The sequence below is a fragment of the Streptomyces sp. NPDC050145 genome, assembly GCF_044460245.1.
In the GTDB taxonomy this organism is placed as follows: domain Bacteria; phylum Actinomycetota; class Actinomycetes; order Streptomycetales; family Streptomycetaceae; genus Streptomyces.
In genome coordinates this window covers 1-13,128 of record NZ_JBITJS010000038.1, presented here as the reverse complement: position 1 = coordinate 13,128, position 13,128 = coordinate 1, and the positions used below count along the sequence as shown (strand labels likewise).

The window sequence follows — 13,128 nt, the reverse complement described above, 5'->3', positions numbered from 1 at the left end:
GGACCCTGTGGGAGAGTAGGACGCCGCCGAACAAATTTTGGATAAAAGGGAAACCCCGGACCGGGATACGGTCCGGGGTTTTCTGCGTTTACGGGGAATTTCGCTGTGGCGTCAATTGCGGGTCGGCGCGCTGCTGCGGCCTTCGCTCCGCCCGCTCAGTTCCGCGTCCAGTGTCTCCTGGGCGACCCGCATCGCGTCCGCGTACTCGGGCTGCTGAAGGCGGGCCCGCATCTCGTTCTCCGCGAGTTCCTCCACGCGGCTCATCACCCACCAGATGTTGCCGAAGGGGTCCTTGATCCGGCCGCCGCGCTGGCCGAAGGCGTCGTTGACCAGGGCGGTCACGACCTCGGCGCCGGCCGCGAGGGCCTGGGAGAAGGCGGCGTCCGCGTCGGGGACGAAGACGCGGAGCAGGCTCGGCATGACGGGCCACTCCTCGCGCCGGTCGAAGGCCAGGACGACGGTGTCGCCGACCCGGATCTCGCCATGGCCGACGAGGCCGTCCTCCGTGACCACCCGGGCGAGTTCCTCGCCGGCGAAGGCCTGGGCGACGAAGTCCAGGAACGCCCCCGTGTCGTCGGTGACGACCCAGGGCGCGACGGTGGTGTAGCCCTCAGGTGTGACGGCGATCTGCTCGGACATCGGGTCGTCCTCTCGTAGCGGGCCTTGCGGTCCGGTGGGGTCCTGCGGTCCGTGTGGGCCGTGCGGTCCCTGTGGAGAGTGACGATAGGGACGATGTAGGACCGATCCGGTCCTAGAGGGAGCGGGTCGCCGCGCTGTCCGCCAGGCGCTCCGCGTCCCGCGCCGGGTAGCCGGCCGAGGAGAGGACGGCGACCACTGCCGCGCGGCCCGCCTCCTGCGCCGGGAGGGCGCCGTCGTTCACCGCTTCCATCAGGCCGAACAGGACCTGCTCGTGGACGTACGCCAGCGCGGCGGCAGGGAGTGGGGAGGCGAACTCACCCTTCTCCACGGCCTGTTCGATGAGCTGGGTGCACACCTCGCGGACCGGGGCGAGGCGGGCGCGGATGCCCTCCATCGTGACGCTGCGCTGGGCGAGGTGGACCAGCAGGCGGTAGCGGTCGGCGATCGGCCAGATCGCCAGGATCGAGCGGGCCACCGCCTCGGCGGGGTCCTCGATGCCCTCACGGCCCGCGAGGTGCGCGGCCGCGACCGCCTGGGCCGCGTCGTCCACCAGTGCCCCGACGAGCGCGTCCCGGCTGGGGAAGTGCCCGTACACCGTGCGGCGCACCACGCCGGCCGCGCGCGCGATCTGGTCCATGGAGGCGTCCGGGTCGCGCAGCAGCTCGGCGAGCGCGACGTCGAGGATGCGGCGGCGGTTGGCGTCGGCTCGTACGGAAGTCACGCCGTTCATTGTGCACGGGCCCTGGGGAGGTGCGGTGTCCGCCATCGTTTTGCACACGGCTGTGCAAGGGCGTAGATTGCACAGCAGTGTGTAATTGCACAGTGATGTGCAATGCCCTGTGCAAGGTGACTACTGCTCCTGGGAAGGTCTGCCCGCCATGCGTCTCGTCCTGAACGAGCCGGTCGAATCGATGGACCGGCCGTACGCCCGCCGCTGGTGGGCGCTTCTTGTGCTCTGCCTGAGCCTGCTGATCATCGTCATGGCCAACACGGCACTGACCGTCGCGGCGCCCGACATGACCCAGGACCTGGGTCTGACCAGTGCCGATCTGCAATGGGTCATCGACGGCTACACCGTGCCGTACGCGGCCCTGATGCTGCTGCTCGGCGCGATCGGCGACAAGTACAGCCGGCGCGGGGCGCTGATCCTCGGCCTGGTCGTGTTCGGTGGCGGCGCGGTCGCCGGGTCGCTCGTCGACAGTGGGGCCGGGGTCATCGCCGCCCGCGCGGTGATGGGCGTCGGCGCCGCGATGATTATGCCGGCCACGCTGTCGCTGCTGGCCGCGACGTTCCCGAAGGCCGAGCGCGCCAAGGCCATCGTGCTGTGGACCGCGACCGCGGGGCTCGCCATCGCGGCCGGGCCCCTGGTCGCGGGCGCGCTGCTGCGGGGCCACGGCTGGGCCTCGACCTTCCTGATCAACGTGCCGGTCGCCGTGCTCGCGATCGTCGGCGCGCTCGTCCTCGTACCGCCGTCCAAGGCCGCCCACCAGCACCGGATCGACTACGTCGGCGGCCTGCTGTCCGTGGTCTGGGTCGGCGCGCTCGTCTACATGATCATCGAGGGGCCGCACTTCGGGTGGGGCGTGAAGGCCGTCGGCGCGGCCGTGGTCGCCGGGCTCGCGCTCGTCGCGTTCGTGCTGTGGGAGCTGCGGCACCCGCGCCCGGTGCTGGACGTGCGCCGGTTCGCGAACCGCCGGTTCGCCGGGTCGAACCTGGCCGTCGCCCTCTTCTTCCTGGCCGTCTTCGGCGCGTTCTACTACCTGACCCAGCACCTGCAGTTCGTGCTCGGATACGACGCCCTGGAGACCGGCGTACGGATGCTGCCGCTGGCCGGCGCCGTGTTCGTCGGGTCCGCGCTCACCGGGTACCTCACCCCGCGCATCGGCATGAAGATCACCGTCACCGCGGGCATGGTCGGCGGCACCACCGCGCTGGCCCTGCTGACGCGGGTCGACGCGGGATCCTCGTACGGGGACTTCGTGCTGCCGCTCGTGATCCTCGGGCTCGCCATCGGGCTCGCGCTCTCGCCCTGCACCGACGCGATCATGGGCGCGTTCCCGGAGGCGGAGCTCGGCGTGGGCGGAGCGGTCAACGACACCTCGCTCGAACTCGGCGGCTCCCTCGGCATCGCGATCCTCGGCTCCGTGCTCGCCGGCTCGTACTCCTCGCACCTGTCGGACGCCACGTCCGGCACGAAGCTGCCCGGAGAGGCACTGGCCACCGCACAGGACTCGGTGGGCGCCGGGTACGCGGTTGCGCGGCAGATCGGGGCGCAGGCCGACAAGCTCGCCGGGCAGGCGGCCGCCGCCGGTGACCCGCAGCAGGCCGCGCAGTTGAAGGCGCAGGCGGGACAACTGGCCGACGGGGCCCGGCAGATGGCGGACGCGGTCGGTTCCTCGTTCTCGGACGCGGTGGCGCACACGAGCGTTGTCGGGGCCGTGATCCTCGGCGTCGGGACCGTGCTGGTGGGCGTGTTGCTGCCGCGCAAGGGGCGGGGGAGCGCCGACGGCGCGGACCCGACGGACACGGCGCCGGCCGAGGCGGCGGAGGCCGGCGAACCGGTGCCGGCCGGTCAGGGCTGAGGACGATCCCGGGGCCGTTGTCAGTGGGGCGGCCTAGGGTGGCGGGAGTTGGAGAACGACCTACCAGGACGCCCGACCAGGACCACCGACCAGGAGGCTCGCACCATGACCACTCTGCCCGACAGGCCCGGCACCGCTCTGCTCGTGATCGACGTGCAGAACGGGGTCGTCGAAGGCGCCCCCCGCCGCGACGAGGTCATCGCGAACATCGCGTCGCTCGTCGACCGGGCGCGCGCCGAGGACGTGCCCGTGATCTGGGTGCAGCACTCCGACGACGGCGGTCTGAAGGAGGGGAGCGAGGCGTGGCAGTACGTGTCCGAGCTGCCCCGGCGCGAGGGCGAGCCGCTGGTCCACAAGCGGTACGGCGACTCCTTCGAGGACACCGAGCTCGAGGCGCTGCTCGCCGAGCGCGGGGTGGGGCGGCTCGTCGTGAGCGGCGCCCAGAGCGACGCGTGCATCCGCTCGACGCTGCACGGCGGCTTCGTGCGCGGCTACGACGTGACGCTCGTCGGCGACGCGCACACGACGGAGGACCTCACCCAGTTCGGGGCGCCCGCCCCGGAGCTGGTCATCGCGCACACCAACCTGTACTGGGACTTCCAGAAGGCGCCGGGGCGCCGCGGCGGGACCGTGGCGGCCGCGGAGGTGAGCTTCGGGGCGGCGGAGTAGGACCCGCGGCTGAGTAGCGGCTGAGTACGGGGGCTCAGGCGGGACGCTCCGTCCGGAGGTTTCCTCGAGGTATGAGGAACGGACGGAGCCCCGAGCTGCTGCTGACCACCCACGCCGAGGTGGTCCGCGGCTGGTGGTTCGCCCCGCTGCTCTCCAGCGTGGTGACCCTGCTCACCGGATACTGCGCGTTCGGCTTCGCGGCGCTCGCGCCGATGGCCTGCGACGCGTGCACGGAAGTCCGGTCGGATCGGTTCGACGCGAGCTTCTCCCAGGCGATCACGGTCTTCTTCTGCCTGGTCGGCGTGGCCGTGCTGCTCCTGGCGGCCGCGTGGGCGCTGCCGCACCGGGAAGAGGTCGCGGCACGGTTCTCGGCGCGCAGGACCTGCCTCGCGGTCGCCGCTCCCGCCATGGTCGTCGTCGCCTACCTGGTGTTCCTGGCACTGGTGGACTGGCCGTAAACCGGTCGCCGGGGCCCGGGACCGCTCCGTACGCTGCCGCGCATGACCAGCGTGCCCCCGGAACACCACCGACATCTCCTCAACGTCGTCGACGTCGAGGCCACCTGCTGGGACGGGCAGCCGCCGCCCGGAGCCGTCAGCGAGATCATCGAGGTCGGGCTGACCGTCGTGGACCTGGCGAACGGGGAGCGGATCGCGCGGCACGGGATCCTGGTGCGGCCCGAGCGGTCCACCGTCAGCGCGTTCTGCACCGAGCTCACCGGGCTCACCCAGGACGAGGTCGCGGGCGGGGTCCCCTTCGCGGAGGCCTGCCGGATCCTGCGGGAGGAACACGCGGGACGGGCCAGGACCTGGGCGAGCTGGGGCGACTACGACCGCAAGCAGTTCGAACGGCAGTGCGCGGCCCCCGGAGCCGGCTATCCCTTCGGGCGTACGCACATCAACGCCAAGGCCGTCTTCACCGCAAGCCACGGACTGCGCAGACGGCCCGGCATGGCGCAGGCGCTGGACGTGGCCGGGCTGCCGCTGGAGGGCCGGCACCACCGGGGCGAGGACGACGCGTGGAACATCGCGGCGCTGGTCCTGCACATGGCAGGGCGTGGCGACTGGCCGGAGGACCCCCGCGAGGAGCCCTCCGGCCGGTGACCCGACGGGTCAGAGCTGGAACGTCTCCCCGGGCTTGAGCAGGTGCAGACGCTCGCTCAGGCCCGCCTCGGCGAACGCCGACGTCAGCGCGGCCCCGTCCTCCGTGAAGTGCCCCCAGTGCTCGAAGTGCAGCGGCACCACGTGCCCGGCGTCCAGGATCCGCGCCGCCTCCGCCGCGTCCGCGCTGGTGAGGGTGAGCGGGGCGTCCGGCACGAGCGGGGTGCGGGCCGCGCCCGCGAACAGGACGGCGACATCGACGGCCGGGAAGCGCGCGGCGACCTCACGGACCCGGTCCAGCGAGGCGTTGTCCCCCGACACGTACACCGTGGGCAGGCCCTCGCCGGACAGGACGAAGCCCGTGACTTCGCCGACCAGCGGCTCGCTGCCCTCGGGGCCGTGCAGCGCGGGCACAGCCGTCACGCGCAGGGTGCCGCCGCCGGGGCGCGGCAGTTCCACGTGCTCCCAGACCGGCAGGGCGGTGACGCCGGCGCCGAGCCGCTCGTGGGCGGCCGCTGTGGAGAGCACGAGCGGGACGTCGGCGAGCAGGGCGCGGCCGGCCTTGTCCAGGTTGTCGGGGTGGTGGTCGTGGGACAGCAGCACCGCGTCCACCGGTCTTATGGCATCGGCGGCGACGGCGGGGCCGGCTGTCTTCACCAGGCTGCGGGCGCCCACCGGGTACTCGCCCGGGGCGTCGAACGTGGGGTCGGTGAGCAGGCGCAGGCCGCCGGTCTCGATGACGGACGTGGGTCCGCCGACGTAGCGGACGGAGATCGCGGTCACGTGAATCCTCCAGTGTGTGGTGCGGTCTCCTGATCCAATTCCCTTACGTCCGTGGGTATTCCGGTGTTCCGTACACGATCCGCGGCGGTGGACGCTGGCCTTGACCCCGGCGTCAAGGTTTACGGTCGAGGCATGCGCATCGGAGAGCTCGCGGACCGCGCCGGTACGACCACGCGGACGCTCAGGTACTACGAGTCGCGCGGGCTGCTGCCCGCGCGGCGCGGTGGCAACGGGTACCGGACCTACGACGAGGCGGACCTGCGCGCGCTGCGCCAGATCCGCACGCTGCAGGACTTCGGGTTCGACCTGGAGGAGACCCGGCCGTTCGTGGAGTGCCTGCGCGCCGGTCATCCGGAGGGCGACTCCTGCCCGGCGTCGCTCGCCGTGTACCGGGCCAAGCTCACCGAGCTCGACGCGCTGATCGGCGAGTTGGGCGCCGTGCGCGAGAAGGTCGGCGCGCAGCTGGCGCGCGCCGAGGAAGCCATGCAGGCGCTGGCCGCGGAGGAGTCCGCCCCACGCTGCGAACTGATCGACCAGAACTGACCGAACCAGAACTGACCGAACCAGAACTGACCGAACCAGGGGAGTGACAGAGATGGCGTTTCGGGACGTGACCGACGCGGACTTCGACGAGCAGGTGCTCAAGGCCGGCCGACCGGTGCTGGTGGAGTTCACCGCCGAGTGGTGCGGTCCGTGCAAGCAGCTGGCGCCCGTACTGAAGGCCGTCGCCGAGGAGGAGCGCGAGCGGCTCGACGTCGTGGCGATCGACGTCGACGCCAATCCGGACACGGCGGTGAAGTACGGGGTGCTGTCGATGCCGACGCTGATGGTCTTCAAGGACGGCGAGCCGGTGTGGTCACGGGTCGGCGCCCGGCCGAAGCGGCGGCTGCTCGAGGAATTGGCGGAGGCCCTCTGAACGAGGCTTTGGGGAATTACCCCGCCCGGGGTATATTCGGTGTTTCTGTGTGCCCACAGAAAAGGCCCCTCACTGGGGGCCAATAAACAACACCGTACCGGGCAGGGAGCCGTTTTGTCAAGCCGGGAAACCGCCGCATCGCAGGAAGAATTGCAGAAGGAACAGGAATTCGTCGACACGCTCTACGCGCGCGTCGACGAACTGCGCGGCGAGGCCGCCGACTCGGTCCGGGACGCGATCACGCCGGTCGGGACGGGCCAGCAGGCCCGTCTCGAGCGGGACCTGCTGGTCGTGGAACGGTCCGGGCTGCTCGCCGCGCTGAATGCCGTCGAAGGGTCCCTCGCGTTCGGCCGTATCGATCTCAAGGACGGTGCGGCGCACCACATCGGACGAATCGGAATTCGCCGCGACGACACCGAACACACCCCGATCCTGATCGACTGGCGCGCCCCCGTCGCCCGGCCTTTCTATCTCGCGACCGGGCACACCCCGATGGGTCTGCGACGTCGCCGGCACCTCACGCTCGACGGCCGTACGGTCACCGAACTGCACGACGAGATCCTCGACCTCGACGACGCCGAGCGGACCGGGTACGAGGACCCGACCGGCGACGCCGTGCTGCTCGCCGCGCTCAACAGCGCCCGCACCGGCCGCATGGGCGACATCGTGCAGACCATCCAGGCCGAGCAGGACGAGATCATCCGGCACACGCACCAGGGCGTGCTCGTCGTCGAGGGCGGCCCCGGCACCGGCAAGACCGCCGTCGCGCTGCACCGCGCCGCGTACCTGCTCTACGAGCACCGGGAACTGCTCGCCAAGCGGGCCGTCCTCATCGTCGGCCCGAACCCGGCGTTCCTGAAGTACATCTCCGAGGTGCTGCCCGCGCTCGGCGAGACGGGCGTGCTCCTGTCCACGGTCGCGGAGCTGTTCCCCGGCGTCCACGCCACCGGCGCCGACAGCCCCCGGGCCGCCGCCGTCAAGGGCGCCGCCGCGATGGCCGAGGCACTGTCCCGCGCCGTCGCCGACCGGCAGGAACTGCCCATGCCCGGCGCCCCGATCGTCGTCCCGCACGACGACGGCGACCTGATCCTCGACTGGGAGATCGCCTACGAGGCCCGGCAGGCGGCCCGCGACACCAAGCTGCCGCACAACCTGGCCCGCCCGCACTTCGCGTTCCGCGTCATCGACGCGCTCACCGAACAGCTCACCGAGCGGATCGGCGCCGACCCGTACGGCGGCCCGAACTTCCTCGGCCCCGACGACATCGCCCAGCTCGGCAAGGCCGTCGCCGCGAGCCCCGACGTGCACGCGGCGATCGAGGAACTGTGGCCGCCGCTCACGCCGCAGCGCTTCCTCGCCGACTATCTCGCCGAGCCCACGCACCTCCCGGACGAGGACGCGGCCGCGATCCGGCGCGCCCCCGCCGACGGGGACCAGCCGTGGACCCCGGCCGACGTGCCGCTGCTCGACGAGGCCGCGGAACTCCTCGGGCACGACGACAGCGCCGAGCGCGCCGCCGCCGAGGCCGCCCGGCAGGAGCGGATCGCGTACGCGCAGGGCGTGCTCGACCTGTCGAAGGGCTCGGAGACCTACGAGTTCGAGGACGAGGACGAGTCGGAGGTGCTCGCCGCGCACGACATCGTCGACGCCGACCGGGTCGCCGACTGGTACGAGGAGGAGGACCACCGCAGCGCCGCGGAGCGGGCCGCCGCCGACCGGACCTGGGCGTTCGGGCACATCATCGTCGACGAGGCGCAGGAACTCAGCCCGATGGCGTGGCGGCTCCTCATGCGGCGCTCACCCACCCGCTCCATGACGCTCGTCGGCGACCCGGCGCAGACCTCCGAGGAGGCCGGTGTCGGGGCGTGGTCCGAGATCCTCGCGCCGTACGTCGAGGACCGGTACGAGCACACCCGCCTCGGGGTCAACTACCGGACGCCGTCCGAGATCATGGAGCTCGCGGCGCGGGTGCTGCGGGCCGAGATCCCGGGGTACGAGCCGCCGGCCTCGGTGCGGTCGACCGGCGTCGCGCCCTGGGTGCGGCGGGTCGACGAACTCGGCGGCGCGGTCGCCCGGGCCGTCGCGGAGCTCAGGCCCGAGGAGGGGCGGCTCGCGGTGATCGCGCCCCGGTCGCTCCACGAGGTGGTCGGGCGGGACATCGGCGGAGTCGTCGTCGGCGGCGAACCCGATCTGACGCGCGACGTCGTCCTGCTGGACCCCCGGCAGGCCAAGGGGCTGGAGTTCGACTCCGTGCTGGTCGTGGAGCCCGGCTCGTTCGGGGTCAGCGATCTGTACGTGGCGCTCACCCGGGCCACGCAGCGGCTCGGCGTGCTGCATGCCGGGGACGTGCCGGCCGCGCTGGTCCAGGTCACGGCCTAGGGAGTCAGCCACACCGTCGCCAGTGGGGGCAGGGTCAGTTTCAGGGACGGGTCCGCCTTCAGGGGGGCGGGGTTGCCGGCTCCGGTGCCTCCGTACTGCGGGGCGTCCGTGGTGAGGACCTCGTGCCAGGTGCCGTGCCAGGTGGAGGAGCCGGCGGGGACCGGCAGGGCGTAGTCGTGGTGGAGCACGGGGGAGAAGTTCGAGACCGACAGGAGAGGGACGCCGTCGGTGGCGTGGCGGAGGAACGCGAAGACGTTGTCCTGCGCCGCGTCGCCGAGGACCCAGGAGAAGCCGGCCGGGGCGGTGTCCTGCTCCCAGAGAGCCGGGGTCGCGCGGTACGTGGTGTTCAGGTCGCGGACCAGGTCCCGTACGCCCCGGTGGTCCCGCTCCGCGCCGTACGCCGGGTCGAGCAGCCACCAGTCCGGGCCGTGCGCCTCCGACCATTCGGCGCCCTGCGCGAACTCCTGGCCCATGAACAGGAGTTGCTTGCCCGGGTGGGCCCACATGAAGGCCAGGTAGGCGCGGAGGGTCGCGCGCTGCTGCCACCAGTCGCCGGGCATCTTCGAGACGAGGGAACGCTTGCCGTGGACGACCTCGTCGTGCGAGATCGGCAGGACGTAGTTCTCGCTGTACGCGTAGACCATCGAGAACGTCATCTCGTGGTGGTGGTGCGCGCGGTGCACCGGGTCGTGGGCGACGTAGCCGAGGGAGTCGTGCATCCAGCCCATGTTCCATTTGAGGCCGAAGCCGAGACCTCCGAAGTCCGTGGGGCCCGTGTGGTGGGTGGGGCGGGTGACGCCGTCCCAGGCCGTCGATTCCTCGGCGATCGTGACGACCCCGGGCACGCGGCGGTACAGCGTCGCGTTCATCTCCTGGAGGAACGCGACCGCGTCCAGGTTCTCGCGGCCGCCGTGCTCGTTCGGCGTCCAGCCGCCCTCCTCACGCGAGTAGTCGAGGTAGAGCATCGAGGCGACCGCGTCCACGCGCAGGCCGTCGATGTGGAACTCCTCGCACCAGTACACGGCGTTCGCCACGAGGAAGTTGCGGACCTCCCGGCGGCCGTAGTCGAACTCCAGGGTTCCCCAGTCGGGGTGCGCGGCGCGGAGCGGGTCGGCGGGCTCGTAGAGGGGGCGGCCGTCGAACTCGGCCAGCGCCCAGTTGTCGCGCGGGAAGTGCGCCGGGACCCAGTCCATGATCACGCCGATGCCGGCCCGGTGCAGGGCGTCCACCAGGTGCTTGAAGTCGTCCGGGGTGCCGAGGCGGGCCGTCGGCGCGTAGAAGCCGGTGACCTGGTAGCCCCATGAGCCGCCGAAGGGGTGCTCGGCGACCGGCATCAGCTCGACATGCGTGAAGCCGAGGTCGGAGACGTACGCGGGGAGCTGGATCGCCAGGTCGCGGTACGTCAGGCCCGGCCGCCAGGACGGGAGATGGACCTCGTACACGGAGAACGGGGCCTCGTGCGCGGGGCGGTCCGCGCGGGCGTGCAGCCACTCCTCGTCGTGCCAGGTGTGGTGGCTCGCGTGCACGATCGACGCGGTGGCGGGCGGGACCTCGGTACGGGTCGCCAGGGGGTCGGCGCGCAGGGTGCGGGTGCCGTCGGGGCGGGTGATCTCGAACTTGTAGAGCTCGCCCTCGCCGATGCCGGGGACGAACAGCTCCCATACGCCCGTGCCGCCCAGGGAGCGCATCGTGTGGGCCGCGCCGTCCCACCGGTTGAAGTCTCCGGCCACGCGGACGCCGAGGGCGTTCGGCGCCCAGACCGTGAAGCGGGTGCCGGTGATGTTCTGGTGGCGCATGGGGTGGGCGCCCAGGGCCTTCCAGAGCTGCTCGTGGCGGCCCTCACCGATGAGGTGCAGGTCGAGTTCGCCGAGGGAGGGGAGCAGGGTGTACGGGTCCGGGGTGCGGATGCTCGTGCCCGCGTAGGTGATCTCCAGTTCGTAGGCGGGTGAGGCTTCGGGTGTGGCGAGCTCCAGTTCGGCGGTGAAGAAGCCGTCGCCGTCGGGGTGCAGGGGGACGGGGTCGTCGCTCTCGGGGAGGTGGGCGGTGACGGACTCGGCGTAGGGGTGCCAGGTTCTGATGGCTGTGCGCGGGCCGGATGTGTGGGCGCCGAGGACGGAGTGCGGGTTGTGGTGGGTGGCGTCGAGGAGGCGCCGCCTGTCTTCTGGCGGGACGGGGGCCGGGCGGGGGGTCACGGGGGAGGCCTCCTGGGGGTGGGATCTCGCCGTAGGGGTGTGGTCTCGTTGCCGGGTGCGGGTTCGTCGTGGCTGGTCGCGCCTCGCGACGGAGTCGCTGATCGGGCACAGCCCCGCGCCCCTGAAGGCACACTTCGTGCGCCCCAGGGGCCAATGGGCGCGCCCCCCGACGGACTCGCTGATCGGGTACGGCCCCGCTAGTCGGCGGCCGCCAGTTCCGAGAGGGCCGCCAGGGGGACCTCCAGCCAGGTGGGGCGGTGGCGGGCCTCGTAGAGGGATTCGTAGATCGCCTTGTCCGTCTCGTAGGCGCGGAGCAGGGGCGGGTCCGCGCGGGGGTCGCGGCCTGTCGCCGCCGCGTAGCCCTCGCAGTACGCCGCCCGGCAGGCTCGGGCCCACGACGGGTCGTACGGGCGATGGCTGCGGGCCGCGTAGTCGAAGGAGCGGAGCATGCCCGCGATGTCCCGGTGCGGAGGGTGCGGCATGCGGCGCTCGGCGAGCGGGCGGGACGGTTCGCCCTCGAAGTCGATCAGCTGCCAGCCGCCGGACTGAGTACGCAGGAACTGGCCGAGGTGCAGGTCGCCGTGGACGCGCTGGGCCCGCCGGACGGGGCCCGGGCTTGCGGCCAGGTCCGCGAAGGCGCCGCGCAGCGCGGGCGCGTACGGCAGCAGCGCCGGGACCTGGCGGGCGGTCGCGTCGAGGCGCCGGGTCATCGCGGCGGCGAGTTCCTCGGTCCTGGGCCGGGTCAGGGTGACCGTGGGCAGGCTCCCGGCGAGGGCGGTGTGCACCTCGGCGGTGGCCCGGCCCAGTTCACGGGCCTCGGCGGTGAAGTCGGTGCCGGAGGCGAGCCGGTCCAGGGCGAGTTCCCAGCCGTCGGTGGCGCCGCGCACGTAGGGCTGGAGGATGCCGAGGGTGGTCGGCTCGCCCGCGCCCTCGCTCTCGTACGTCTCGAACCAGGCGACCGGCGCCGGGACCCGGGTGCAGCCCGCGCGGGCCAGCGCGAGGGGCAGTTCCAGGTCGGGATTGGTGCCGGGGCGGACGCGGCGGAAGAACTTCGCGATGAGGCGGTCGCCGTATATGACCGAGGAGTTGGACTGCTCGGCGCGCAGTGGGCGGGCCGGGAGACCGGGCGGGACGCGGCCGTGCGGGCCCCGGTGGAAGCGCAGGTCACCGAGGGGGCCCGGGGTACGGAGACGTTCCAGCAGAACGGCCGCGCGGCGCGGGTCCTGGAGCGCGTCGTACACGGTGAGCCCGGCGAGCGGGCCCCGGTCGACGTGCCCGATGACGGCCGGGGCGAGATACGGCGGCACGCTCGCGTCCGCGCCGATGAGCAGTTGGTAGCGCTCACCCGGCCCCTCATCGGCGGGCGGCTGGTGCGCGCGGAGCAGGACGTGGAGCAGGGCGGCGCCCGGCAGCAGCGGGGTCACCGCGTCGAGATCGATCCCGGTGACCGGCAGGCCCTTGCCCGCGAACCAGCGCTGGCGGGGCAGCCAGGCGCGCAGCGGCGAGGCGAGGGAGTCGGGCAGGCCGGGAGGGATCCCGCCGCCGGCGGGGGCGGTGCTGCGGGCTGCGGCTTCCGACATGGCGTCGCGTCCTTTCCCCGGGGGAGAGCGACGAGCGTTCCGCGATAGGGGGAGCGTGCCCAGGGCCCGGACCCGGAAACGGGTCCCGGGCACGCGCGTTCGACCGGGGTTCAGTGGCGGGCGGTGGCACCTTCCGCGCGCAGACGGAACCAGTAGAAGCCGTGTCCGGCGAGGGTGAGGAGGTAGGGGAGTCCGCCGACGGCGGGGAAGCGGACGCCGCCGATCAGCTCGACCGGGTGGCGGCCGGTGTAGGGGCTGAGGTCGAGCTCGGTGGGTTGGGCGAAGCGG

The 13,128-nt window shown here is 72.5% G+C and carries 13 protein-coding genes; 7 read left to right on the top strand and 6 right to left on the bottom strand.

The annotated features are described in order from the left end of the window. Positions 1 to 111 precede the first annotated feature (111 nt). Positions 112 to 639 carry a VOC family protein gene (locus ACIBTU_RS39360; RefSeq protein ID WP_399131606.1) on the bottom strand — a complete coding sequence of 176 codons (528 nt, stop codon included), beginning with the start codon at positions 637 to 639 and terminating at the stop codon, positions 112 to 114. 112 nt (positions 640 to 751) lie between these two features. Further along, on the bottom strand, positions 752 to 1,369 hold the full coding sequence (locus ACIBTU_RS39355) for a TetR/AcrR family transcriptional regulator (protein WP_399131605.1): 618 nt from the start codon (positions 1,367 to 1,369) through the stop codon (positions 752 to 754). A 148-nt stretch (positions 1,370 to 1,517) separates the two neighbouring features. Here ACIBTU_RS39355 and ACIBTU_RS39350 point away from each other — a divergent pair, with 148 nt between their 5' ends. The 4 genes from ACIBTU_RS39350 to ACIBTU_RS39335 all read left to right on the top strand — a co-directional run bounded on the left by ACIBTU_RS39350 (position 1,518) and on the right by ACIBTU_RS39335 (position 4,993). Continuing rightward, entirely contained in the window at positions 1,518 to 3,221 is a 1,704-nt protein-coding gene (locus tag ACIBTU_RS39350) for an MFS transporter (protein WP_399131604.1), read from the top strand. Positions 3,222 to 3,326: 105 nt separating this feature from the next. After that, entirely contained in the window at positions 3,327 to 3,890 is a 564-nt protein-coding gene (locus ACIBTU_RS39345) for a cysteine hydrolase family protein (protein ID WP_399131603.1), read from the top strand. Positions 3,891 to 3,961: 71 nt separating this feature from the next. Then, the gene (locus ACIBTU_RS39340; protein ID WP_399131602.1) at positions 3,962 to 4,348 is read left to right on the top strand and encodes a hypothetical protein; all 387 of its coding nucleotides are present in this window, start codon (positions 3,962 to 3,964) and stop codon (positions 4,346 to 4,348) included. Between the two features lie 42 nt (positions 4,349 to 4,390). Continuing rightward, positions 4,391 to 4,993 (top strand): exonuclease domain-containing protein, encoded by a 603-nt coding sequence (locus tag ACIBTU_RS39335; protein WP_399131601.1) that lies wholly within the window; start codon positions 4,391 to 4,393, stop codon positions 4,991 to 4,993. Positions 4,994 to 5,002: 9 nt separating this feature from the next. On the opposite strand, the gene ACIBTU_RS39330 is transcribed toward ACIBTU_RS39335, so the two are convergent. Continuing rightward, positions 5,003 to 5,764 (bottom strand): MBL fold metallo-hydrolase, encoded by a 762-nt coding sequence (locus ACIBTU_RS39330; RefSeq protein WP_399131608.1) that lies wholly within the window; start codon positions 5,762 to 5,764, stop codon positions 5,003 to 5,005. 141 nt (positions 5,765 to 5,905) lie between these two features. Here ACIBTU_RS39330 and ACIBTU_RS39325 point away from each other — a divergent pair, with 141 nt between their 5' ends. The 3 genes from ACIBTU_RS39325 to ACIBTU_RS39315 all read left to right on the top strand — a co-directional run bounded on the left by ACIBTU_RS39325 (position 5,906) and on the right by ACIBTU_RS39315 (position 9,068). Next, positions 5,906 to 6,316 carry a MerR family transcriptional regulator gene (locus tag ACIBTU_RS39325; protein ID WP_399131600.1) on the top strand — a complete coding sequence of 137 codons (411 nt, stop codon included), beginning with the start codon at positions 5,906 to 5,908 and terminating at the stop codon, positions 6,314 to 6,316. 52 nt (positions 6,317 to 6,368) lie between these two features. Further along, positions 6,369 to 6,689 carry a thioredoxin gene (gene trxA / locus ACIBTU_RS39320; protein ID WP_384628733.1) on the top strand — a complete coding sequence of 107 codons (321 nt, stop codon included), beginning with the start codon at positions 6,369 to 6,371 and terminating at the stop codon, positions 6,687 to 6,689. Positions 6,690 to 6,839: 150 nt separating this feature from the next. After that, on the top strand, positions 6,840 to 9,068 hold the full coding sequence (locus ACIBTU_RS39315; protein ID WP_399131599.1) for a HelD family protein: 2,229 nt from the start codon (positions 6,840 to 6,842) through the stop codon (positions 9,066 to 9,068). Here ACIBTU_RS39315 and glgB read toward each other — a convergent pair. The 3 genes from glgB to ACIBTU_RS39300 form a co-directional block, all read right to left on the bottom strand. After that, entirely contained in the window at positions 9,065 to 11,260 is a 2,196-nt protein-coding gene (gene glgB / locus ACIBTU_RS39310) for a 1,4-alpha-glucan branching enzyme (RefSeq protein WP_399131598.1), read from the bottom strand. The genes ACIBTU_RS39315 and glgB overlap by 4 nt on opposite strands. Positions 11,261 to 11,457: 197 nt before the next feature. Further along, positions 11,458 to 12,840: a maltokinase gene (locus tag ACIBTU_RS39305; protein WP_399131597.1), complete on the bottom strand. Its 1,383-nt coding sequence runs from the start codon at positions 12,838 to 12,840 to the stop codon at positions 11,458 to 11,460. A 110-nt stretch (positions 12,841 to 12,950) separates the two neighbouring features. Next, positions 12,951 to 13,128 (bottom strand): alpha-glucosidase C-terminal domain-containing protein (locus ACIBTU_RS39300; RefSeq protein WP_399131607.1); only part of this gene is annotated, 178 nt, incomplete at its 5' end.

What these genes read in the sequence shown, in the direction of transcription:
- ACIBTU_RS39360 (WP_399131606.1), bottom strand. Translation starts at nt 639, where the DNA reads ATGTCCGAGCAGATCGCCGTCACACCTGAGGGCTACACCACCGTCGCG.
- ACIBTU_RS39350 (WP_399131604.1), top strand. Translation starts at nt 1,518, where the DNA reads ATGCGTCTCGTCCTGAACGAGCCGGTCGAATCGATGGACCGGCCGTAC.
- ACIBTU_RS39335 (WP_399131601.1), top strand. Translation starts at nt 4,391, where the DNA reads ATGACCAGCGTGCCCCCGGAACACCACCGACATCTCCTCAACGTCGTC.
- ACIBTU_RS39345 (WP_399131603.1), top strand. Translation starts at nt 3,327, where the DNA reads ATGACCACTCTGCCCGACAGGCCCGGCACCGCTCTGCTCGTGATCGAC.
- ACIBTU_RS39305 (WP_399131597.1), bottom strand. Translation starts at nt 12,840, where the DNA reads ATGTCGGAAGCCGCAGCCCGCAGCACCGCCCCCGCCGGCGGCGGGATC.
- ACIBTU_RS39340 (WP_399131602.1), top strand. Translation starts at nt 3,962, where the DNA reads ATGAGGAACGGACGGAGCCCCGAGCTGCTGCTGACCACCCACGCCGAG.
- ACIBTU_RS39355 (WP_399131605.1), bottom strand. Translation starts at nt 1,369, where the DNA reads ATGAACGGCGTGACTTCCGTACGAGCCGACGCCAACCGCCGCCGCATC.
- ACIBTU_RS39325 (WP_399131600.1), top strand. Translation starts at nt 5,906, where the DNA reads ATGCGCATCGGAGAGCTCGCGGACCGCGCCGGTACGACCACGCGGACG.
- trxA (WP_384628733.1), top strand. Translation starts at nt 6,369, where the DNA reads ATGGCGTTTCGGGACGTGACCGACGCGGACTTCGACGAGCAGGTGCTC.